Genomic DNA, 22,311 nt, shown 5'->3' on the forward strand with positions numbered 1-22,311 from the left:
GGCAGATCACGGCGTGAGATTGATGATCGCCTTGCCGTACTCGAGGTCTGCCGGCACCGACACATGGTCATGAACGACCACCCAGATGCCATCGACGCAGCGCAGGCAGGCCGTCCATCGCAGCCACATGTCGATGCCGCGGCCACTGACCAGCGTGCCGCGCACATGATTGAGGCTGTGGACGAAGGCGATGTCGCCCTCGGTGGTGACCGTGAGTTCGTGGACGTCGTAACCGATCGGACCGGTGTAGGCGGTGAAGACCTCCTGCCAGGCCCTTCGCTTGTTGTCGTCCCCGGCGTACCGGAGCGGGGCGCCGAGGTCGAATGAGACGACGTCGGGTGCGTACAGGGCGGTCAGCGTGTCGAGGTCGCGCGCACGGATCGCGTCGACACCCTCGGCGATGCGCTGTCGAATGGCGGCTTCAGTCACGAAGGTCACGGTAGGCGACCGCGACGGACTTCCGGCGCGGATCGCCATGACTCCGTGGTGAGCTATACGCAGTCGACGCAGAACTGCTGATCGCCCTTTTGCAGGGCCATCCGGGTGCGGTGGTGCACCAGGAAGCAGCTGGAACAGGTGAATTCGTCAGCCTGCTTGGGAACGACCCGCACACTGAGTTCCTCACCGGAGAGATCGGCGTCCGGCAGGTCGAACGAATCGACCACCTCGTCCTCGTCGATCACAGCGGTGTTCGCCGAAGTGCGCCGCTGGGCCGCCAGCTCTTCGAGCGACTCGTCGGTGGCCTCTTCCGTCTCCTTGACGCGAGGTGCGTCGTAATCAGTTGCCATAGATGATCCTCCTAATAACCAGACCAATGTCTGGCCAACGCCGCAGCGGGTGTCGTTGTTCCCCGGGCGAACGGCCCGTAAACGTCGGATGCACGTTAGCGTCTGAAGTCGCCGGGGCCTTCATCGGACGACGTGATGCTCGGTACAGTCGTCGGCGTGCATGACGATGTCAGTGGTTCGGACGCCGAGATCTTCGAAGACGCTGAGCTTGATGAGTACCTCGATGACGACGATGCGGACCTGGAGGACCTGGACTCCAACGGTCAGCTGATCTCGATCCGTCGTGCCAACGGTGAGGAGATCCTCACCATCGTCGCCCAGGACGATGAATGGAACGTCGATCTTCAGCCCGGCGGTTCCGTGCAGAGTGCTTTCCTCGGTTCGCGGCGCGACACCCCGGTGTGGATCAACGCTCTCGACGGACAGATCGAGCGCGACGACGACGGCACCTACGTCATCCGGATCGACTGACCTTCGCAGCTCTTTGCGCTCGTGGTGAGTGCAACCGTGGTGTTCAGGCACCCTCTCGCCGATGGTGGCGGGGTGTCCTCTCTGCGTGTAGTGAAGCTCGGTGCCCACATCGGGGCCCGCATCGATGGAATCGACGTCAACGGCACTCTCGACCCGTCCACGGTGTCGGCGATCAACGATGCCCTGGTTGAGCACAAGGTCATCTTTTTCCGTGGGCAACACCATCTCGACGACGACGGTCAGCTGGCGTTCGCGCGGTTGCTCGGCACCCCGACGCGGGCACACCCGACCGTCACCTCGCGGGGCGAGCGGATCCTGCCCATCGACTCGCGGTATGACAAGGCCAACAGCTGGCACACCGATGTGACGTTCGTCGACCGCGTTCCGAAGGCCTCGCTGCTGAGGGCGGTGACGCTGCCGGATTACGGCGGCACCACGACGTGGGCGTCGACGGAGGCCGCTTACGATCAGCTGCCCGGGCCGCTGCGCGCCCTGGTCGAGAATCTGTGGGCGGTGCACACCAATCAGTACGACTATGCGGCCGATTACGACGGACGTCACGACGATCTGGCCGAGTCCGAGCGGCAGTACCGCGATGAATTCGTCTCCGACTACTACGAAACCGAACACCCTGTGGTGCGGGTCCATCCTGAAACGGGCAGGCGGGTGTTGCTGCTGGGCCATTTCATCAAACAGTTCGTGGGCTTGAGCTCCGCGGAGTCGGCCACCCTGTTCCAGCTGCTGCAGAATCGGGTGATCAAGCTGGAGAACACGATTCGCTGGAGCTGGGAACCGGGCGACCTGGCGATCTGGGACAACCGGGCCACCCAGCACTACGCGGTGGCCGACTACGACGATCAGTACCGCCGACTGAGCCGGATCACACTGGCCGGAGATGTCCCGGTCGATGTCCACGGCAGACGCAGCCGGGCCGTCGTCGGTGACGCATCGCGATACTCCGAGGTGGTCACGCCGGTCGCTCTGGCCGGCTGACCCGGGCCTGCCGGTCAGAGCCGTTCCATCTCCCGAGCCATCAGTCCGCGCTCGAGGTAGGTGCAGCGCGGTGGGTAGTAGGTGGCGCGCCGCCGCTCGGCACGGGCGTGCCAGTGTTCTGCCACCGACGCCGCGGCGTGTGACACCATGGCGACGACGTCGCGGTGGCCACGGCTACCCGCTGCCGCGGCGGTACTGAACAGCACTTGCTGTTCGGTGATGAGTACGGGCTCGTGTGAGTGCCGGGCCGGTACGGTCTGTCGTGAGGTTTCGCGTCTGATCACGGAAACCGGATTGAAAACGCTCATGTCGAAACTTCCTCTGGACCAAGCGCCGTACGGTTCGGCGCTCTGATGCAGAAAACGTACGGCCGCGGGTGATGTTGCCTCACGCGTAGTGCACTACCTCTATATGTGGCGTCTTGGACCGAACGTTCTTTTACAGCCAGGCCTCCCGAAGCCGGGTGATGGACACGCCGATCGATTTGTAAAACTCAACACGCGCTTTGCCATTGGTCGATGGCGTGGTGGGCGGGACCTTTCCTGTGCAACTATCTGTTTCCCGCGCAGTGCAATTGGATCGCCACTCCCGTCGGCGTCGCGCACACTGATCGCAAGAATGCGGCGAAAGGTGCTGACATGGGGGAGATCCGATGAGCGCGCAACAGCAGCAGAAGCTTGACGCGCTCTACGCACTCGACAATGTGCTGACCATCAGAATCGCCATGGCGCAGGCAGATTGGGACGCGGTGCGCGCCGAGCAGCCCGCCGGTGGGATCTGTAACTTCGACTGGGACGGCGGTCCGCGCTATACCTGGCGCAAGGCCGCCTCGGTCGAGATCTCGGGTACGGCGTTCCCTGCGCGGGCCGAATTCAGCGATGTCGGCATCAAGAAAAAATCCTTCTGCGGCTCGATCAACAGCGAAAAACCCTGTATTCACCTAGATTTCGGCAAGTTCAGCGACACCAGTGAGGAGCGGGCCGAGGATCTGTTCGGGTCGCGCTACCTGACTCTGAACAATTCGATCCAGGACTTGTCCTACATTCGCCAACCACTCGGCTACCGCCTGCTGGCGATGGCCGGGCTCCCGCATTCGAGGTGCAACTTGGCGCGCATCTTCGTGAACGGCACGCCGATCGGACAGGACTTTCCCGGGGTCGACGCGCCGGGCGTCTATGTCAATGCCGAACCGATCATGAAGCGCTACATCGAGCGCAACTTCGGCAACATGGAAGGGAACCTGTACGAAATCGAGCACAGGGATGATTTCGTCGCGGGCCGCGTGCGCCTCATCGCCACCGAGTCACTGTCGGCGTTCGACAACAAGGCAGACCTCAAGTTCGCGATCGGCCACATCGCCGACCACGGGATCGCCGGGGCCGCGGACGTGTTCGACCTCGAGCAGTTCATCCGGTTGTACGCCATGGAGTTCTTCCTCAAACACTGGGACGGCTACTCCAACAACACCAACAACACCTACGTGTACAACGACGTCACCGCCGTCGAGGCGCCCGGGGTCGGCGACATCAAGTTCAAGCTGATCCCGTGGGGCATTGACCAGACCTTGCGCACCGACCACCGGTTCAAGCTGGGTGGCGCCGCGGTGCTCGCACGGCTGGTGCGTGCCGACGCGGCCCGCCGCGAGCAGCTGTTCGGTCAGATCCGCGCCTTCCGCGACACGATTTTCAGCCGGGAATCCCAGCAGACGGCGCTCAGGCCACTGCTGGATCAGTTGCAAGGCCTGGTGAGCGAGCTCGGTGTGCCCGATGCCGGCGCGCGGGTGGCAACTGTGCGCCAGCAGCTGCGGCTGGCCGAATCAGCCGCCTATGCGTTGACCGGGATCCCCGAGGACACCACCGTCTACCTGCTCAATGAGGAGGCCGGCGCCGCCCTGCACGCCAGCAGCAGCGAGACGATCCCGCCCGGGGCGTCCGTACCGGAGAACTTCGAGGTCTACCACTGGCCGCTCAATGACGACAATGATCCGGCCGACCTGTGGCGGATCAATGCCGCCGAAGGTGGACGGAAATCGTTGACCAACCAAGGCTCCGGGCGCGTGCTGCACGCCAGCAACAGCCTGGCCACCGACCAGGGACACAAGTACCTCTACACCTGCGTGCCGGCCAACGCCGACCGCGCAGAGGAGTTCGCGATCGTGCCCTCGGCATCGGTGCCGGCCGACTTTGCCTACAGCGGCTATTTCCGGCTGGTGAGCGCGCGGACCAACCTGCAGGCGACATACGGCATGGATCTCACCCCGGGTGGTCGGGCCCGGGTCCATCAGGAGTCACTCGGCTCGCGGATCTGCCTCTACTGAGAATTCAACCGTCGGCCACCGCGTACCCGCCGCGGTCGTCGACGATGAGGATCCGTCGTCGGCCGTTCCGGTAGAACGCGGTGCAGCCTTCCGGCTTCATCGATGCACGGAAGCGCGTCCCCGTGACCCGTAGCGCGTCGGTGCCGCGGGTCCACGTGCACAGTGCGAACGGCTCGGCTTTCTTGCTCAACGACTTGCCAAGCAGGATCAGGAACTCTGCGGAACGCTCGTCATACGAGATGTCGCGGATGCCCTGCAACGCTGCCGAATGGGGTACCCGCAGGGTCCGTGTGACCGGGGCGCCCAGGGAGCTGGTGCTCCAGGCGGCAGTGCCGGTATGCACGGAAACCTCGACGATCGTCACCTGTCCGGGCTGCGCAGGTCCCCGCACGCCGAACACCAGCGTGCCGGCGCCCGGATCCCATGCCAGACCTTCCATGTTGAGCCCGCCGTCATCGGGTTCGCATGTGGCTGCGGTCGCCAGGGTGGGCGCATGCGTCAGCAGCCAGGACCGGAAACCTGTCATCGGTTCGGCTCGCAGGTCACCGGAGTCGGTATAGGTGATGCGGACCAGCCCGTCATTTACCCGCGAGCCCGATACGGACAAGGACGATGCCGCGACGAGGTATGTTCGGCCGTCTGCGTCGACGCGCGTCAAACCCTCGGGATCGCCGAGCTGTTGCTCCGTCACTCCGGCCAGATTGCGTCGCTTGATCCCTTCCGATTTGCCGCTGTCGGGATCCAGGGCGAGCTCGAAAACCGCTGTGGCATCGTGATTGTCGATGAAGACGAACCGGTCCGGTGCCACCTGCACGACTCCGGATGCATTGAATACCACCCCGTCGTTGCGCTCACCGAACGGTTGGGACTTGATCCGTCTGTGGTCCCCGAACAGCTCCCACGACATCTTGAGGGACCCGGCCATGTGGCGATGCTAAGCCGGTGGCGCCCGCCGTACCCCGAAATCCCGCCCTAATCGGTTTCGCGACGATAGCGTGGGGACTCGTCGTTTCAAACCCTGGATAGGAGCCGCAGCGATGAGAGCCGAATCCACGTCGGGCGAGGGCATCGCCGGAGTCATCCGGTCCCCGCAACGGCTGATGGCCGCCGTCGTGGCGTTGATGGTCGGGCTGTTCGGGGCCGCGATGCTGGCTCCGGCCCGCGCTGCCGCCGATGGCGAGACCTACGTCGTCGCCACCGACATCACCTTCGCGCCGTTCGAATTTCAAGATGTGGACGGAAAATTCGTCGGCATCGACATCGACCTCATCAAGGAGATCGCGGCGAACCAGAAGTTCGACGTCACGATCAAGCCGCTGGGCTTCGATGCCGCGCTGCAGGCCGTTCAGGCCAATCAGGCCGACGGCGTGATCGCCGGCATGTCGATCACCGACGAGCGCAAGAAGGTGTTCGACTTCTCCGACCCGTACTTCGAATCCGGCGTGCAGATGGCGGTGCTGGCCGCCAACGAGGACATCAAGTCCTACGCCGACCTCAAGGGCAAGCGGGTCGCCGTCAAGAACGGCACCCAGGGTGCCGAATTCGCCGCGTCGATCAAGGACAAGTACGGCTTCCAGATCGTCTCGTTCGCGGATTCGGCCTCGATGTTCGAGGAAGTCAAGACCGGTAACTCCGTGGCCGTCTTCGAGGACTATCCGGTGCTCGCGTATGGCATCCAGCAGGGCAACGGGTTCAAGACCGTGACGCCGAAGGAGAAGGGCTCCAGCTACGGCTTCGCGGTCAACAAAGGGCGAAACGCCGAACTGCTGACAAAGTTCAACGCCGGCCTCAAGGAACTCAAGGACTCCGGCCGGTACGACGAGATCGTCGAGAAGTACCTCGGCGAAGGCGCCACGGTGTCCGACAACTCCTTCGCCGGACTGCTCAAGAGCACGTTCCCGTTCCTGATGACCGGCCTGAAGATGACGCTGATCCTGACGGTGGTGTCGATCGCCATCGCGCTGGTGCTCGGCGTCATCTTCGGGCTCTTCCGGGTGTCACGGTCGATTGTGTTGCGGGGCATCGGTACGACCTTCGTCGACATCTTCCGTGGCACGCCGCTGCTGGTGCAGGCCTTCTTCATCTATTTCGGCATTCCGACGGCACTGGGCTTCCAGATGTCGGCGCTGACCGCGGGCATCATCACGCTGTCGCTCAACGCCGGGGCCTACATGACCGAGATCGTCCGAGGCGGAATCCAGTCGGTGGACAAGGGCCAGATGGAGGCGGCGCGCAGCCTCGGTATCGGGTACCTACCGGCGATGCGAAAAGTCATTCTGCCGCAGGCCATTCGGACCATGATCCCGTCGTACATCAACCAGTTCGTCATCACCCTCAAGGACACTTCGATCCTGTCGGTGATCGGTATCGCCGAGCTGACCCAGACCGGGCGGCTGATCATCGCCCGCAACTACCAGTCGTTCACCATGTGGCTGATCATCGGCATCATCTACTTCATTGTCATCATGGCGTTGACGAAACTTTCTGATCGGCTTGAGAAGAGGCTCGTGAAATGACCCAGCTGGTACCGGAAGCCGCGGCCGCCGAGCCCGAGGGCACGGTCAAGATCCGCATCGAAGGCCTGAAGAAATCCTTCGGCGATCTGGTGGTGCTCGACGGCATCGACACCACGGTCAGCAAGGGCGAGGTGGTCTGCGTCATCGGACCGTCAGGCTCCGGCAAGTCGACCTTTCTGCGGTGTCTCAACAAGCTGGAGGACATCACTGCGGGCAAGGTCACCGTCGACGGATTCGACCTCACCGACCGGAAAGTGGACCTGGACAAGGTCCGTCAGCACATCGGCATGGTGTTCCAGCACTTCAACCTGTTCCCGCACATGACGGTGATCGACAACGTGACGCTGGCCCCGCTGCTGACCAAGAAGATGAACAAGGCCGCCGCCGAGAAGCGGGCCATGGAGCTGCTGACCCAGGTGGGGCTGGCGGAGAAGGCCAAGGTCAAGCCCGCCACGTTGTCCGGCGGTCAGAAGCAGCGCGTCGCCATCGCCCGGGCCCTGGCGATGAACCCGTCGATCATGTTGTTCGACGAGGCCACCAGCGCGCTGGACCCCGAGATGGTCGGCGACGTGCTGCAGGTGCTGCGCGATCTGGCCGAAGGTGGCATGACGATGGTGGTCGTCACCCACGAGATGGGTTTCGCCCGCGAGGTGGCCTCTCGGGTGATCTTCATGGCCGACGGCAACATCGTCGAGGACGACTCCCCGGCTGCGGTATTCGACAACCCGAAACATCCTCGGCTGCAGGAATTTCTGTCGAAGGTGCTGTAGCGCCTACTTCACGAAGAGCCCGTCGACCAGTGCTCGGGCCACCGCGCCGGCATCGCGACGGGCCGCGGCGGGATCGTCGGCGCTCGCGATCAGCAGGGCCGCCTCGTCCAGCGCGCCGATGAGCATCGACGCGAGCGTGTCCACCGGAAGGCCGGGCAGCTCACCCTCCTCGACCGCGCTGCGGATGCCGTCGCGCAAGGCGCCGAGGTAATTGCGGTTGTCGATCTCGCGCATCTGCGCGAATCCCAGTGCAGCCGGCGCCTGCAGCACGCTGATCCGGGCGACGGTGGGGTCCAGGCAGCCGTCGAGGAACTCTTCGATCCCGGCCTCGAGCTGCGCTCTGCTGCTGTCGTGGGCCAGGGCTGCCGGTAGTACCCGCGCAGCCAGTTGGCCCTCGACGTCCTCGTAGACCGCCCGGAACACCGCCTCCTTGGTGGGGAAGTGGTAGTACAGCGCGTTGCGGGTGACGGCTGCGACGCGCGCGATGTCCCCGGTGGAAACCGCCGCGTAGCCGCGTACGACGAACAGCGAGCGGGCGGCCGCGATCAGTGCCGCTCGGGTCGCCTCACTGCGCTGTTCTCGGCCGTCGCGGGGATCGTCGCTCATCGGAAAATTTTAACAAGCTGTATGTATTGATGTTCACGGCTTGATGTGTTTGCATACAGTCTGTATTGATTGTCCTGTGCTCGTGGCGAGAGGACACAGCAGATGAACACGCTCAGCTCCCGGCGGATGGTCCCGCTGCCCTGCGGGCCGGTCGGCGTTCGTGAACACGGCAGCGGGAGGCCGGTGATGCTGTTGCACGGCCTGGTGGCCAACGGACTGGTCTGGCGCCATGTGGTCGACGGCCTCGGCGGCGGGTTCCACTGCATCGCACCCGATCTGGCCCTCGGGTCGCACAGTCCCGCCCTACCCGGCGCCGATCTGACCCTGCCCGGTCTGGCCCGCACCGTCATCGATCTGCTCGACGCCCTCGGGTTGGAGCAGGCGGTGCTCGTCGGCAACGGCTACGGCGGCGACATCGCCCAGGTCGTCGCGGCCGAGCACCCACAGCGGGTCGAGGCGCTGGTGCTCGTCGCAACCAATGCGTTCGACTCCGACCCGTGGCCGGTCAAGGTGCTCGCCCGGCTCGCCTCGCTGCCTGGCGCCGCGCTGTTGCAGTCGGCCGTCATCGGACTGAAACCCGTGCAACGGCTGCGGATCACCTACGGCGGTGCGACCAAGCGTCCGATCCCGGCGGACGTCATGGCCGAGTATCTGCGACCGCTGCGCAAAGATCCGTTGGTGCGCAAGGATTTCCGGCGGTTCCTCGACGGGCTCTCTCCGGCCTATCTGGCGAGGTACTCACCACGATTGGCCGACTACCACCGCCCGGCCATGGTCATCTGGCCGCGGGAGGAGCGTTACTTCCCCGCCGAGGGCGCGTCACGGCTGGCGCACACGCTGCCGCAGGGCGCACTTGAGTTCATCGACGATTCCTATGCCTGGGCGCCGGAAGACAACCCGGCACCGCTGGTGGCCCTGTTGCGCGATTTCGTGGGGCGCCTGGACCGCCCGTCCTGAACCGGTCAGCCCTGCTCGACCACGTTGGACTGACCCGAGTTCGCCACGTCGGGTTGCCCGGTGTGGAAGGTGACCCGGTTGTCGAATCCGGATACCCCGATGGATTCGACGGAGTCGACCGTGATGGTGTTCTCGATGCCGGACACGATCACCGCTGTGCAGTGGCCGGTGATCTCCAGCTTGTTCCGCATGCCGCTGACGGTGACGGTGTTTTCCCGGCATTCGATGGTCCGGTTCTCGCCCACGCCCGCGACCATCACCGTCTCTCCGGCCGGAATCTGTGTCGGCCCAACCGGTCCGGGGAACGGCACCTCGGCGATGGTGGTCTGCCGGATGGTGGTCGACTGGCTGTCGGTGATCGTGTCGGTGTCAGTGCCGGCTGTCTCCGAGCCACCGAACGTCAGATACGCCGTCACGAGACCGCCGACCAGCAGGGCGAGCGCGAGTACACCGAACATCAAGAACAGCGGCGCACCGTTCGACCTGCGTTGCGGCCGCGGTGCTGCCGGATACGGCTCGTAGCCGGGCCACGGTGCCGGTGGTCCCGGGGGTGGTGGCGGGAAGGAGTTCGAATGTGTCCACGGCTGCGGACCGGCGGAAACCCCGGTGCCGAGCTCTGACGTGCGGGCGGCATCGGCGAGCGGGCGCTCGAGTTCCCGGATGCGGGCCTCGGGATCGTCCTTCGGGTCCATGCGCAGATGCTCGCACATCGACCGGCGGTGCGGGTGGGAAGTGACTGGGCCGCTGCGCAACTGCATTTGCTGACAACCGTGTTCGCGAACCGTGTCATGCGCCTGCGCGCAGGTGACGTGCCGGTGAGCAAATTACTTGATGCATAACCGATCTGATCGGACAATCGCGTTCCGGGCGATGTCGGCGGCCGGGCGTAGGCTTGTTGGCGCAGACGGTTTGCTGCACGACGAAAAGGAATCTCAGTGCCTCAGACGGGACGATGGACCGGTGACCCGGTCTGGCTGGCCGATGTACTTCGGGCAGAAGGTGTCAGCCTTGTCGAGTATCCCGGCTGGCGTACCCGCGGGCACGGCGATTTCAAGGACATCCGCGGGGTGATGGTGCACCACACCGGATCGGATACGGCCACGGCCGCCTCGATCGCCAATGGCCGCCCGGATCTTCCGGGCCCGTTGTCGCAGTTGCACATCGCGCGCGACGGCACGGTGACCGTCGTGGCGCTCGGGGTGGCGTGGCACGCCGGGGTCGGCCAGTATCCGTGGCTGCCGACGAACATGGGCAACTGGCACATGATCGGTATCGAATGTGCCAACAGCGGTACCAGTCCCACCGCGCCGCACCGCAAGAACTGGCCCGACGCACAGTATTTCGCGCTGGTGCGGTGTTGCGCAGCGATCAATCGCCGGTTGGCGCAGACCTCCCAACGCACCATCGGGCACAAGGAGTATGCGGGTCGCGCGCAAGGCAAGTGGGATCCGGGCGCCATCGACATGGACATCCTGCGCGCCGACATCCAGGCGCAGATCGGCGACATCGCGAATCCGGCGCCGACGCCCCGTCCGCCGGTGCCGGTGGGGCAGTACACCGACACCCTGCTTTTCGCGCCGATGGAGGGCCCGGAGGTCGCCCGGCTGCAGCGCCGGCTCAAGGCGGCCTATGCGGCGTATGCGGGCGATCTTGAGGTCGACGGCGTGTTCGGTCCGCGGACCGAGGCGGCCGTGAAGGAATTCCAGCGCCGCACGCCCGGCCTCAAGGTCGACGGAATCGTCGGTCCCGCCACAGCTGCCGCGCTGCGGCTCTGACCGGTGTCCGGCCAGTTGCTGTCGGTAGCGAACTCGCCATCCGGGACGGCTCAACTTTCACATCGGTAACACATTTACGGCATTTCTGCCCGCCTTCGCGCATTGACGCCGCAGAAAGTTTGCTGGCGTGTCGCGGTGTGATCTACGGCTCACTTTTGCCGGAGATGGTAAGAATTGCTGTTGACGGCGCTGCTGTGCATGAAATGCGCCATGCCTCGCCGATGCTGAGAAATGCCTGGTAACAAGCATTTAATCGAATGCGACGAAAAGGTAACGAGTCGATAACGAAGAATTTCTTAAGCGCATTCTGAGAGAGAATTGATGAGTGCCGCGTATTCGCTGCGAACTCGTCCAGGACCTGTCGGTTTGGTCGCTAGACTCGATGCAACCGCGCCACTCCCGGCGCAGATCGACTTGAAATCTAGAGCCGGTGAAAGCCTTGCCGGCGGAGGTGCCGATGACCATGGCAAACAACTTCTTGCGCGCGCTGACTGAAGCGCTGCGCCCTGGCCGCCATGACCGTGCCATCGACGACACGTCGGCGCGCGGCGTCGCATTCGACGGTGCGCTCGACGACATCGACGTGGCCGGCCTGGTCGAGGTCGGACGTGGCCCGCTGGGCGACATCGCCGTGGACCCCGACCGCGAGACCGCGGTGGTCACCAACGCCGCGGCGCAGAGCCTCACTGTGATCAACCCCCACACCATGGGCGTGGTGGGTTCGGTTCGCCTGGCCGGAGACCCTTTCGCCGTCGTCGTCGCCGATGACCGCGCCTACGTGAGCGTCGCCACCGCAGGACACGACTCGATCGTGACGGTCGACACCATCACCGGCGCGGTGCTCAACGAGTACCCGCTGGCCTTCGGCGTCACGGCGCTGGCCATCAGCCCGGACGGCAAGCGGGTGTTCGCCGGTCGCGCCGGCCACGACCGCATCGACATCGCCGTCATCGACACCACCGCCGAGCGCGTGGGCACCATCGACATCGCCACCGGCTCGGGCGTCAACCTGGACGCCCTGGAGATCGACCCGACCGGCAAGCGCCTGTACGTCGCCACCTCCGACTTCCGCGGCAGCCGGCTGGTCATCGTGAACACCGAAACCGCACAGGCGCAGGCCACCGTGTGGATCGGTGCACCGATCCGCGACATCGCGATCGCCGACGGCATCGCCTACGTGCTGACCTCCGACCTGGAGCACCGCGGTGTGGTGCACACCGTCGACCTGTCCGCCGGAACCGTGGTGGACGCGGTCGAGGTCGGTGCAGCGCCCACCCAGCTGGTACTGAGCCCCGACGCCACCCGCGCCTACCTGGTCGACTACGACCGCGTCGTCGTGTGGTGCACGCTGACCAGCCAGATCCAGGGCAGTGTCGACGTGCACGCGCAGCCCTCCGCTGTCGCCATGCGGGCCGACGGCACCGGGCTCTACATCGCCGACTACGCCGGCCAGGTCAACATCTTCGACGTCGCGGAGTCCCTGTACTCGCAGCTGGCCTCCGTGGATGCGGTGGAGATGCACCAGCTTCCCGCCCTGGAGCCGGCTGGCGCCTGATTCAGCGCCAGCGGTACCGGGTGCGCGGCCGTCCGGCCTTGCCGTACTCGGTGCTGCGGGTCATGACGCCGTCATCGGCCAGCCGCTCCAGATAGCGCCACGCCGTCACCCGCGAGACTCCGACCCGGTTGGCCGCCTCATCGGCGGTCAATCCGTTCGGCTCATCGCGCACCGCCACAGCGATCCCCTCGGTGGTCTGCGGCGCCGCGCCCTTTACCGAGGACTTCGCAGATTCGCTTGAGGCGATCCGTAATTCGGCCAGCGCCCGATCCACTTCGGCCTGGCTGGCCGCATCGGTTCCCGACGGCAGCGCCGAACGGTAGCGACGATAGCGCTCCAGCCGATCGCGAAATGCCGCGAAGGCGAACGGTTTGAGCAGATACGCCAGGGCGCCGTGCGCCACCGCGGCGCGCACCATCTCCAGGTCGCGTTCGGAGGTGATGGCGATGATGTCGGGTGCGGGCCGCAGCCCGGAAAGGCCGGACGCCAACGAGATTCCGCTGGCATCGGGCAACCCGATGTCGAGCAGCACCAGATCGACGGGATGTTCGGACGCGGCGGCCTCGGATGCCGCGCGCATCGCGTCGCGCGCGGTGTGTGCCACCCCTGCCACCGAAAAACCTTCCAGGCGACCGAGATAGGCCTGATGGGCCTCGGCGATCAACGGATCGTCCTCCACGATCAGCACATTGATCATCATCGGTGGGAGGCTACCGGTACCGTCGCGGTGACCACCGAACCGTAGGTGACGTCGGTTCGCAACGTCCCACCGTGCCGTTTGACGGTCTGTGCCACGAGGGCCAGGCCCAGACCGTGGCCGGACGAGTCCGACTTGGTCGAATATCCGCGCTGCATGGCCTGTTCGAATGTGGACGGGTCCATACCGGGACCGCTGTCGGCCACCCGGAGCAACAACTCCCGATCATCCTGGCTCACCGTGACCTCGATCCACGGATCTTCGCGATCACAGGCATCCATCGCATTGTCGATCAGATTACCCAGCACCGTCACCATCTCCTGCCCCGTGAGCACCGCGTCGGCGGCCAACTGCGTGTCCTCGGTGACCGTCAGCGCGATTCCGCGTTCGTCGGCCTGCGCGGTCTTACCGAGAAGCAGTGCCACCAGCGCCGGTTCGCCGACGGCCAGCGACAATCGATCCACCAGGTGTTGCGTCAACTCCAGTTCGCTGGTGGCGAACCGGACCGCGTCCTCGGGCCGGCCCATCTCCACCATCGTGACCACGGTGTGCAACTTGTTCGCCGATTCGTGCGCCTGCGCCCGCAACGAGTCGGCCAGGACCTGCAGCGAGCTGAGTTCGCCCAGCGCGCCTTGTAATTCGGTGCGGTCACGGATCGTGACCACCTCCGAGCCGCTGTCGGCGACCCGGGCCCGATTGACCACCAGCACCCGATCCGCGGTGAGGTGCAACTCGTCGCGCGCCCCAGGATCGGCGCTGCGCAGAAAGTCCGGCAGATCCCGGGCAGCCACCGGTCCGGCCGGCAGGCCCAGCAGCCTGCGCGCCTCGTCATTGGCCAGCACCACGCCGTCACGATCGAGCACGATGAGCCCCTCCGACACCGAATGCAGGATGGCATCGTGGTGGTCGTACATGACCCGCAGTTCGTCGGGCCGCAGACCTCGCGTCTGGCGTAACAACCTGCGCCGGATGGCCCAGCCGCCGATCAGGGAAACCGCCAGCGCGGCAATGGTTATCGCGGCGATCACCGGTATCTGCGCACGCCAACGCTGCCCCAGCGTCTGCTGCGTGATCCCTGCTGACACCAGGCCCACGACACGTCCGTCGCGACCACGCACCGGTGCGATCGCGCGCACCGATGGACCCAGTGTCCCGGTATAGACCTCGCTGAACGTCTCGCCGCGCAACGCGGGCTCTACCGTGCCGAGGTAGTGTCCGCCGATCTGACCGGGATCGGTGTGGGTGAACCGGATTCCGTCCGGGGCCATGATCGTGATGAACGCGATGTCGGTGCTGGTCCGGACCGCCTCGGTGACCGGCTGCAAAATCTTTGTCGCAGAGCCGGATTCGATGGCGTCCGCGGTCGATGGGGAATCGGCCAGGGCTGTCGCGATACCGATCACCTGCTGCCGGGCCGCCTCCTGCCCGTCGCGGCGGGCATCGAACAGGGCCAGCGCGGTGCCGGCCAGCACCACCACCGCGACCACAAGCACCTGCAGCGCGATGGCCTGTCCGGCGAGCGAGCGCGGCCAGGCCCGGCCCGACAACTGCCGCCACCGACGAGCCATGACGCCTCCGGATTGTGAACGTAACGAACTACAAGATAATGACCCAGATGTCCCTGGTAGCGGGCTCGCTTGGACATCCCCCGCGGTCTTCCCCACCGTCAATTTGGGGGTGATATCGGTGGGCGGACAGTCGTAGACTCTGACCGTAGGCAGGGTCGAGGGTAGATCCGAGGGAGACTGCGATGAACTGCATGATTCATCGCCTGGCAAGCGTCATCGTGGCCGCGATTGCGGCACTGGCAGTTGTGACGGCGATCGGTCCGGCGGCCGCCAACGCCACCGAGTGCGGAGCGGGCACCGTATACGACCCGCCTTCGAACACCTGCGTGGCGGCCCCGTTGCCGCCGCCCCCGCCGCCTCCGCCGCCGGCATGGAACGGCGACATCACGCCCTACTTCTCGGTGGGCATCTGCGCACCGATCCCGTTCGTCTCGCTCTGCACCGGTATCTGAGCAATTCCGTCGCGCGGATCGCGGCATGAACGTAATGAACTAAAACGTGACCTGGCTCACCCTATGGTCGAAGGTGCATGTAGAGCGCATTCGAAGTCCGACCGGACCCGACCTGGAGGTGGCACCGATGACCGTGTCCGTAGACCCACACCCCGAACCCGCGACGCCGCGTCGTCGTGACCGCACCCACTGGCTCTACATCGCGGTCATCGCGGCCGTAGTCATCGGCGTGGTGGTCGGGCTCGTCGCACCCGAGGTGGGCAAGAGCGTCGGCGTGCTCGGCACCATGTTCGTCAACCTGATCAAGATGATGATCGGCCCCATCATCTTCTGCACGATCGTGTTGGGTATCGGCTCGGTACGCAAGGCCGCCACGGTCGGCAAGGTCGGTGGCCTGGCCTTCGCGTATTTCCTGGTGATGTCCACGATCGCGCTGACCATCGGTCTGGTGGTCGGCAACCTGATCCACCCGGGCAGCGGCATGCACCTGACGGAGAGTTCGGCGGGCAAGGGCGCCGAACTCGCGGAGAAGGCACACGAGTCCGGCGGACTGATGGACTTCGTCCAGGGCATCATTCCCGAGACGCTGTTCTCCTCACTCACGGCCGGAAGCGTGCTCCAGGCCCTGTTCGTGGCGCTGCTGGTCGGGTTCGCGCTGCAGGGCATGGGCAGCGCCGGCGAGCCGATCCTGCGCGGCATCGAGCACCTGCAGAAGCTCGTGTTCAAGGTGCTGATCATGATCCTGTGGCTGGCGCCCATCGGCGCGTTCGGCGCGATCGCCAACGTCGTCGGGCAGACCGGCTGGACCGCCGTCACCCAGCTGCTGACCCTCATGCTCGGCTTCTATGTGACGTGCGTGCTGTTCGTGTTCGGCGTCCTCGGCGTACTGCTGCGCGCGGTGTCGGGCGTGTCCATCTTCAAGCTGGTGCGGTACCTGGCCCGCGAGTACCTGTTGATCTTCTCGACGTCCTCGTCAGAGTCGGCGCTGCCGCGGCTGATCGCCAAGATGGAGCACCTGGGCGTGGACCGCAGCACCGTGGGTGTCGTTGTGCCGACCGGATATTCGTTCAACCTCGACGGCACGGCGATCTACCTGACCATGGCGGCGCTGTTCATCGCGGACGCGCTGAGCGCCCCGATGTCCGTCGGGCAGCAGATCGGCCTGCTGGTGTTCATGATCGTCGCGTCGAAGGGAGCGGCCGGCGTGACCGGCGCCGGATTGGCCACCCTGGCCGGCGGCCTGCAGGCGCATCGCCCGGACCTGCTCGACGGCGTCGGGCTCATCGTCGGGATCGACCGGTTCATGTCCGAAGCCCGCGCGGTGACCAACTTCTCCGGCAATGCGGTGGCCACCCTGCTCGTCGGATCATGGACGCACACCGTGGACAAGGCCAAGGTCGATGCGGTGCTGCGTGGTGACGCTCCATTCGACGAACTCACCATGGTCGACAACCACGCGGACCGCATGCCCGAGCCGGCCCGCCTGTAGCGGCTCGACACAAGCAGAAAGGCCCCGCCGGTGAACCCGGTCGGGCCTTTCGCGTTGAACTCGCAACCGTTCCAGCACGTAACAAGGGTGAGGGCATCACCGACAAGGTGAGTGCGGGGCTTTGAGAAAGAAGACACGGTCATGCGTACATCGATCGTCATGCTGGCCGCGTCGGGGGCATTGGGCGCAGTGCTGGCAACCGCTGCTCCGGCATATGCCGATTCACCGGTCGTCACCATCGGCCAGCTGGAAGCCGAGGGATTTCAGGTCAACATCGACCGGGTCGGCAGTGCCCCACTCGATCAGTGCACCGTCACCAGCATCCGTAACCCACAGACCCAGACCAGGCTGATCCGGGTCGAACGGTTCGGCAAGAACGGGAAAAAGGACTTCGACCTCGTGCCGGTGGTGGTGCGACGCACCATCACGGTGTCACTGGACTGTTCGAAGTAGCGCTCAGCGCTGGCAGTTGAGCGATACCGACACGGTCTGGCTGGTGATCGAAGGCACCAGGATCCGATCGCCGCCCAATCCCGGACCGACATACGGCACCAACTGGCTGACCTGCCGGGGGTTGCGGACGCTGGTGACCGTGCACTGGTCCAGCGGTGCAGTGCCGATCTTGTCGATCGTGACGGTGTAGCCCTCGGACTGAAGGCGGCTGATCGTCTCCTGCGCGGTTTCCTCGGCCGAGGCCACCGCCGACGACGCGCCGATCACTCCGAACGCAGCCACTGCGACTGCCGCCAGGGACCATTTCACGCGCATCGGTCACGCCCTTTCGCCGTTGTCAGCTCATCTTCCCCTACATACATCGTTCAGGGAATTCGATTCGTTCCCGCCGGCGCCTCGCGGCAAGCGCATAGCATCGCGCCCGTGAAGAGCACGATGCAGAACTGGCCGTTGACGATCACCGCGATACTGCGCCACGCGTGCGGAATCAACGGGGACCGGACCGTGACCACCGCCTGCGGCCAGGGCCGCTACCGCACCATCAGCTATCGGGAGCTGGGCGGGCAGTCCGCTCAACTGGCGCATGCGCTGCGCGGCCTCGGGATCGACGGCGACCAGCGTGTCGGCACGTTCATGTGGAACAACACCGAACATCTCGCCGCCTACCTCGCCGTGCCCGCGATGGGCGCCGTGCTGCACACACTCAACATCCGGCTGTCCCCGGAACAGATCGCCTACATCGCCAACGAGGCCGCCGACAGCGTGGTGATCGCCGACGCGTCCCTGGTGCCGCTACTGGCGCCGGTGCTTCCGCTGTTGGAGACCGTGCACACCGTGATCGTCGTCGGCGACGGCGACGTGGACATGCTGAAAGGTCCGACGGTGCTGCGCTGGGAGGAGCTGTTGGCTGACCGACCCATGGAATTCGACTGGCCCGAGGTTGACGAAAACTCCGCGGCGGCAATGTGTTACACGAGTGGCACCACCGGCAATCCGAAAGGCGTGGTGTACAGCCACCGGTCGAGCTACCTGCACGCGCTCAACACCTGCACTGCCAACGCGCTCGACGTCAGCTGCAGTGACTCGGTGCTGCCGATCGTCCCGATGTTCCATGCCAACGCGTGGGGATTGGCGTACGCGGCACTGATGGCCGGCGCCAACCTGGTGATGCCCGACCGGTTCATGGACGGTGCATCGTTGATCGACCTGATCGAATCGCAGCGCCCAACGCTGGCCGGCGCCGTGCCGACCATCTGGAACGACGTCATGCATCGCCTGGAAAAAGAACCGGGACATGATGTTTCATCGCTGCGGCTGGTGGCGTGTGGCGGTTCGGCAGTACCGCTTTCGCTGATGCAGACTTTCCAGGAGACCTACGGCGTGTACATCCAGCAGGCCTGGGGGATGACCGAGACCTCGCCTCTGGCGACGGTGGCCAAGCCGCTGCCCGGGGTGTCCGAGGAACGTCAGTGGGAGATGCGAGTCAGCCAGGGCCGGCCGATGTGTGGCGTGGAGGTGCGCGTCGTCGACGACGCGGGTGCCCCGCTGCCCAATGACGGCGACGCCGTCGGCGAACTCGAGGTGCGCGGACCGTGGATCACCGGGGCCTATTACCTCGACCGCGATTCCGAGAAGTTCGACACCGGCTGGCTGCGCACCGGAGACGTCGGCGTGATCGATCCGCAGGGCTACGTCACGTTGACCGACCGCGCCAAGGACGTCATCAAGTCCGGCGGGGAGTGGATCTCCTCGGTGGAGTTGGAGAACCACCTCATCGCCCACCCCGCGGTGCTCGAGGCCGCCGTCGTCGGCGTCCCCGACGAGCGTTGGCAGGAACGTCCTCTGGCCGTCGTCGTGCTGGAGGAGGGTGCATCAGCGGAGCCGGACGAACTACGGGAGTTCTTGGCGGACAAGGTGGTTCGCTGGTGGCTTCCCGAGCGATGGGCATTCGTCGAAGAGGTGCCGCGCACCAGCGTCGGCAAGTACGACAAGAAGACCATCCGCGCCCGTCATGCCGACGGAGCCTATGAGGTGATCACGCTGTAGAACTCGCCGGACCGTCACCGCTCGGCGCGTACCGCGATGGTCGACAGCAGATCGGCCAGCCGGTCCGGCCGGTCGACCATCGAGAAGGTGCGCGCGCCGTCGATGACCTCGAAGCGCGCCTGCGGGATGATCTTCGCCAGTCGCTCGCCATCGCTGACCTCGAAGAAGACGTCATCGGCCGACCATGCGATGAGAGTCGGCTTGTCGAATTCGGGGAGTCGCGCGGCCACCCCGGTGGTGACGTCGGTGCGCAGCGACAACGTGAACTGGCGGAGGTCCTCGACGATCGCCGGATTCGAGAGTGCGGTGCGTACCCACTCGCGGGTGAAGCTATCGATGTTCGAGTGCGCCAGCCCGGCGAAGGCCCGCCGGCGCACGGCTTGGACCCGGGTCAGTTGGATGCCTACACGGAACAGCGCCTTCGAATGCGCGGCTCGGATCACCGGTTTGAGGATCGGCGGCGGAAAGTGTTCGAACGCATCGCAACTCGTCAGCACCAGCGCACCGATCCGCTCCGGATGATGCACTGCCACCAGCTGCGTGACCACACCGCCGGTGTCATTGCCGACCAGCACGACATCCTGCAGGTCCAGTGCGTCCAGGGTGTCGGCGACGACGTCGGCCACGCCACGGATGCTGCGGTCGGCGCCGGGGCGAAGTGGCTCGGGGTGCGCGCCCAGCGGCCAGGTGGGGACGATGCACCGCAGGCCGCGCGTGGCCAGTCGGGCGCTGACCTGCCGCCACAACTGACCGCCCATCATGTACCCGTGGACGAAGACGACCGGCCGGCCGTCGGATGGGCCGAATTCCTCGTAATGGATGGTTCCGGCGTTAATCTCAATGATCGACATGGATGACTCCCGGCTCGATGCACATTTACAAACAGTGTGTCCGTAACTTACCAACAGGGTGTATGGAAATCAAGAGACGTACCCAGGAGGAACGCTCCGCGGCGACCCGCGAGGCGTTGATCTCGGCCGCCCGGCGACTGTGGGGCGAACGTGGTTATGCGGACGTGGGGACCCCCGAGATCGCCACCGCCGCCGGGGTGACCCGTGGCGCGATGTACCACCAATTCGCCGACAAGGCAGCGCTTTTCCTGGCCGTGGTGGAGGTCGTCGAGCAGGATGTGATGACCCGGCTGGCAACCGAGGTGGCGGCATCGGGGGCGGCCACGCCCGCCGCCGCGATCCGGGCCGCGGTGGATGCCTGGCTTGAGGTGTCCGGCGACCCTGAGGTGCGGCAGTTGGTCCTGCTCGACGCGCCGAGCGTGCTCGGCTGGGCCGGTTTCCGCGACGTCGCCCAGCGCTACAGCCTGGGGATGACCGAGCAGCTTTTGAGTGAGGCGATCAAGGCCGGCCAACTCGCCCGGCAGCCGGTCCGGGCGTTGGCGCATGTGCTGATCGGCGCTCTCGACGAGGCGGCCATGGCCATCGCCACCGCCGAGGACCCGAAGAAGGCCCGCCGCGACATCAAGCAGGTGTTACGCCGCCTGATCGACGCGATGCTGACGGGCTGAGTTCTCCCGCGAGCAGACACAAACCTGCCTATTTGTCGGCGATTTGGGGCAGTTTTGCGTCTGCTCGCGGAGGAAAGTCCTAGCGCTCGGCGCGCTGGTACGCCGTCACGACGGCCGCGCCGCCGAGGCCGATGTTGTGCTGCAGGGCTGCGTTGACGCCGTCGACCTGTCGCTTGTCGGCGGTGCCGCGCAACTGCCAGGTCAGCTCGGAGCACTGGGCCAGGCCCGTCGCACCCAGCGGGTGCCCCTTGGAGATCAGACCGCCGGACGGGTTGACCACCCAGCGTCCGCCGTAGGTGGTGTCGTCGTTGTCGATCAGCCGCGGTGCCTCGCCCTCACCGCACAGGCCCAGGGCTTCGTACAGCAGCAGCTCGTTGGCTGAGAAGCAATCGTGCAACTCGATCACCTGGAAATCTTCCGGGCCGAGACCGGACTGCGCGTAAACCTGTTGGGCGGCTTGCACATTCATGTCATAGCCGATGATGTTGGCGGCGCTTCCGTCGAAGGTCGAGGCGAAGTCGGTGGTCATCGCCTGCCCGACGATCTCGACGGCCTGTGAGGCCAGCCCATGCTTGTCGACGAACGCCTCGCTGGCGAGGATCGCCGCACCCGACCCGTCGGAGGTGGGGGAGCACTGCAGCTTGGTCAGGGGATCGGAGATCATCTTGGCGCCCAGGATGTCGTCGAGGGTGTACTCGTCCTGGAACTGCGCGTACGGGTTGTTCACCGAGTGCTTGTGGTTCTTGAAGCCGATCTTCGCGAAGTGTTCGGCGGTGGTGCCGTACTTCTTCATGTGCTCGCGGCCGGCCGCGCCGAACATCCACGGGGCGACGGGGAAAGCGAACTCGTCGATCTCGGCCAGCGCCTTGACGTGCCGGCCCAGCGGGGACTCGCGGTCCTGCGCACCGGCGCCCAGCGAGCCGGGCTGCATCTTCTCGAAGCCCAACGCGATGGTGCAGTCCGCCAGGCCGCCCCGGATCGCCTGCGCGGCGAGGTAGAGCGCGGTCGAGCCGGTCGAACAGTTGTTGTTGACGTTGACGATCGGCAGGCCCGTCATACCGAGCTCGTAGAGCGCGCGCTGACCGGAGGTCGAGTCGCCCGAGCAGTACCCGACGTAACCCTGCTGAACCTGGTCATAGGAGATCCCGGCGTCCTCCAACGCCTTGGTACCCGACTCCCGCGCCATGTCCGGGTAGTCCCAACCCTCGCGCCGTCCGGGTTTCTCGAACTTCGTCATCCCCACACCGACGACGAAAACTTTGTTAGCCATGTCCAGAAACATACAGATCACGCTTTCCGTGGTGTAGAGATAGTTGGAACACGTTCTAGTTTCCTTGGG

24 protein-coding genes are annotated in these 22,311 nt (G+C 65.4%); 13 read left to right on the top strand and 11 right to left on the bottom strand.

Annotated elements, in window-relative coordinates; genetic code table 11:
• Positions 1–6: 6 nt before the first annotated feature.
• Both H977_RS0110755 and H977_RS0110760 read right to left on the bottom strand, forming a co-directional pair.
• Positions 7–429 carry a YybH family protein gene (locus tag H977_RS0110755; protein WP_029107864.1) on the bottom strand — a complete coding sequence of 141 codons (423 nt, stop codon included), beginning with the start codon at positions 427–429 and terminating at the stop codon, positions 7–9.
• A gap of 62 nt (positions 430–491) precedes the next feature.
• A complete protein-coding gene (locus tag H977_RS0110760; RefSeq protein WP_029107865.1) occupies positions 492–788 on the bottom strand; it encodes a DUF4193 domain-containing protein in 297 nt (98 codons plus the stop codon).
• Positions 789–944: 156 nt separating this feature from the next.
• On the opposite strand from H977_RS0110760, the gene H977_RS0110765 reads away from it, so the two are divergent.
• Together H977_RS0110765 and H977_RS0110770 are read left to right on the top strand one after the other, a co-directional pair.
• Positions 945–1,259 carry a hypothetical protein gene (locus tag H977_RS0110765; protein WP_231395933.1) on the top strand — a complete coding sequence of 105 codons (315 nt, stop codon included), beginning with the start codon at positions 945–947 and terminating at the stop codon, positions 1,257–1,259.
• A gap of 72 nt (positions 1,260–1,331) precedes the next feature.
• On the top strand, positions 1,332–2,252 hold the full coding sequence (locus H977_RS0110770; protein ID WP_029107867.1) for a TauD/TfdA dioxygenase family protein: 921 nt from the start codon (positions 1,332–1,334) through the stop codon (positions 2,250–2,252).
• Between the two features lie 14 nt (positions 2,253–2,266).
• On the opposite strand, the gene H977_RS0110775 is transcribed toward H977_RS0110770, so the two are convergent.
• The gene (locus H977_RS0110775) at positions 2,267–2,560 is read right to left on the bottom strand and encodes a hypothetical protein (RefSeq protein WP_029107868.1); all 294 of its coding nucleotides are present in this window, start codon (positions 2,558–2,560) and stop codon (positions 2,267–2,269) included.
• A gap of 344 nt (positions 2,561–2,904) precedes the next feature.
• Here H977_RS0110775 and H977_RS0110785 point away from each other — a divergent pair, with 344 nt between their 5' ends.
• The gene (locus tag H977_RS0110785; protein WP_029107869.1) at positions 2,905–4,569 is read left to right on the top strand and encodes a CotH kinase family protein; all 1,665 of its coding nucleotides are present in this window, start codon (positions 2,905–2,907) and stop codon (positions 4,567–4,569) included.
• Between the two features lie 4 nt (positions 4,570–4,573).
• Here the strand turns inward: H977_RS0110785 and H977_RS0110790 are convergent, their stop codons facing one another.
• Positions 4,574–5,494: a DUF3616 domain-containing protein gene (locus H977_RS0110790; protein ID WP_231395934.1), complete on the bottom strand. Its 921-nt coding sequence runs from the start codon at positions 5,492–5,494 to the stop codon at positions 4,574–4,576.
• Between the two features lie 175 nt (positions 5,495–5,669).
• Here H977_RS0110790 and H977_RS0110795 point away from each other — a divergent pair, with 175 nt between their 5' ends.
• Entirely contained in the window at positions 5,670–7,085 is a 1,416-nt protein-coding gene (locus H977_RS0110795) for an amino acid ABC transporter substrate-binding protein/permease (RefSeq protein WP_029107871.1), read from the top strand.
• Entirely contained in the window at positions 7,082–7,855 is a 774-nt protein-coding gene (locus H977_RS0110800) for an amino acid ABC transporter ATP-binding protein (RefSeq protein ID WP_029107872.1), read from the top strand. The genes H977_RS0110795 and H977_RS0110800 overlap by 4 nt, the downstream gene beginning before the upstream one ends.
• A 3-nt stretch (positions 7,856–7,858) precedes the next feature.
• Here the strand turns inward: H977_RS0110800 and H977_RS0110805 are convergent, their stop codons facing one another.
• Positions 7,859–8,461, bottom strand: coding sequence for a TetR/AcrR family transcriptional regulator (locus tag H977_RS0110805; protein ID WP_029107873.1), 603 nt, complete (start codon positions 8,459–8,461; stop codon positions 7,859–7,861).
• A 102-nt stretch (positions 8,462–8,563) separates the two neighbouring features.
• On the opposite strand from H977_RS0110805, the gene H977_RS0110810 reads away from it, so the two are divergent.
• The gene (locus H977_RS0110810; protein WP_029107874.1) at positions 8,564–9,418 is read left to right on the top strand and encodes an alpha/beta fold hydrolase; all 855 of its coding nucleotides are present in this window, start codon (positions 8,564–8,566) and stop codon (positions 9,416–9,418) included.
• Positions 9,419–9,423: 5 nt separating this feature from the next.
• Here the strand turns inward: H977_RS0110810 and H977_RS0110815 are convergent, their stop codons facing one another.
• Complete coding sequence (locus tag H977_RS0110815; RefSeq protein ID WP_029107875.1) at positions 9,424–10,110, bottom strand: DUF3060 domain-containing protein; 687 nt, start codon at positions 10,108–10,110, stop codon at positions 9,424–9,426.
• A 243-nt stretch (positions 10,111–10,353) separates the two neighbouring features.
• Between H977_RS0110815 and H977_RS0110825 the strand changes: the two genes are divergently transcribed.
• Together H977_RS0110825 and H977_RS0110830 are read left to right on the top strand one after the other, a co-directional pair.
• On the top strand, positions 10,354–11,193 hold the full coding sequence (locus H977_RS0110825; protein ID WP_029107876.1) for a peptidoglycan recognition protein family protein: 840 nt from the start codon (positions 10,354–10,356) through the stop codon (positions 11,191–11,193).
• Between the two features lie 463 nt (positions 11,194–11,656).
• Entirely contained in the window at positions 11,657–12,748 is a 1,092-nt protein-coding gene (locus H977_RS0110830) for an MmpL3/TtfA transport complex stabilizer (protein WP_081681702.1), read from the top strand.
• Between the two features lies 1 nt (position 12,749).
• Here the strand turns inward: H977_RS0110830 and H977_RS0110835 are convergent, their stop codons facing one another.
• Together H977_RS0110835 and H977_RS0110840 are read right to left on the bottom strand one after the other, a co-directional pair.
• A complete protein-coding gene (locus H977_RS0110835) occupies positions 12,750–13,445 on the bottom strand; it encodes a response regulator (RefSeq protein WP_029107878.1) in 696 nt (231 codons plus the stop codon).
• On the bottom strand, positions 13,445–15,013 hold the full coding sequence (locus H977_RS0110840; RefSeq protein ID WP_029107879.1) for a sensor histidine kinase: 1,569 nt from the start codon (positions 15,011–15,013) through the stop codon (positions 13,445–13,447). Before H977_RS0110840 ends, H977_RS0110835 begins: the two co-directional genes overlap by 1 nt.
• A gap of 182 nt (positions 15,014–15,195) precedes the next feature.
• Here H977_RS0110840 and H977_RS0110845 point away from each other — a divergent pair, with 182 nt between their 5' ends.
• The 3 genes from H977_RS0110845 to H977_RS0110855 all read left to right on the top strand — a co-directional run bounded on the left by H977_RS0110845 (position 15,196) and on the right by H977_RS0110855 (position 17,407).
• Positions 15,196–15,465, top strand: coding sequence for a hypothetical protein (locus tag H977_RS0110845; protein ID WP_029107880.1), 270 nt, complete (start codon positions 15,196–15,198; stop codon positions 15,463–15,465).
• Positions 15,466–15,592: 127 nt separating this feature from the next.
• A complete protein-coding gene (locus tag H977_RS0110850) occupies positions 15,593–16,954 on the top strand; it encodes a cation:dicarboxylate symporter family transporter (RefSeq protein ID WP_029107881.1) in 1,362 nt (453 codons plus the stop codon).
• 141 nt (positions 16,955–17,095) lie between these two features.
• Positions 17,096–17,407 carry a hypothetical protein gene (locus H977_RS0110855; protein ID WP_029107882.1) on the top strand — a complete coding sequence of 104 codons (312 nt, stop codon included), beginning with the start codon at positions 17,096–17,098 and terminating at the stop codon, positions 17,405–17,407.
• A 3-nt stretch (positions 17,408–17,410) separates the two neighbouring features.
• Here H977_RS0110855 and H977_RS0110860 read toward each other — a convergent pair whose 3' ends face one another.
• The gene (locus H977_RS0110860) at positions 17,411–17,722 is read right to left on the bottom strand and encodes a hypothetical protein (RefSeq protein WP_029107883.1); all 312 of its coding nucleotides are present in this window, start codon (positions 17,720–17,722) and stop codon (positions 17,411–17,413) included.
• 108 nt (positions 17,723–17,830) lie between these two features.
• Between H977_RS0110860 and H977_RS0110865 the strand changes: the two genes are divergently transcribed.
• Positions 17,831–19,453, top strand: a complete 1,623-nt coding sequence (locus H977_RS0110865) for a long-chain fatty acid--CoA ligase (RefSeq protein ID WP_029107884.1) — start codon at positions 17,831–17,833, stop codon at positions 19,451–19,453.
• Positions 19,454–19,467: 14 nt separating this feature from the next.
• On the opposite strand, the gene H977_RS0110870 is transcribed toward H977_RS0110865, so the two are convergent.
• A complete protein-coding gene (locus tag H977_RS0110870; protein ID WP_029107885.1) occupies positions 19,468–20,304 on the bottom strand; it encodes an alpha/beta fold hydrolase in 837 nt (278 codons plus the stop codon).
• A gap of 62 nt (positions 20,305–20,366) precedes the next feature.
• On the opposite strand from H977_RS0110870, the gene H977_RS0110875 reads away from it, so the two are divergent.
• A complete protein-coding gene (locus tag H977_RS0110875; protein WP_029107886.1) occupies positions 20,367–20,972 on the top strand; it encodes a TetR/AcrR family transcriptional regulator in 606 nt (201 codons plus the stop codon).
• 79 nt (positions 20,973–21,051) lie between these two features.
• Here the strand turns inward: H977_RS0110875 and H977_RS0110880 are convergent, their stop codons facing one another.
• Complete coding sequence (locus tag H977_RS0110880; protein ID WP_029107887.1) at positions 21,052–22,242, bottom strand: lipid-transfer protein; 1,191 nt, start codon at positions 22,240–22,242, stop codon at positions 21,052–21,054.
• Positions 22,243–22,311: the final 69 nt, after the last annotated feature.

The organism is Mycobacterium sp. URHD0025, from assembly GCF_000426065.1.
Taxonomy (GTDB): Bacteria; Actinomycetota; Actinomycetes; order Mycobacteriales; family Mycobacteriaceae; genus Mycobacterium.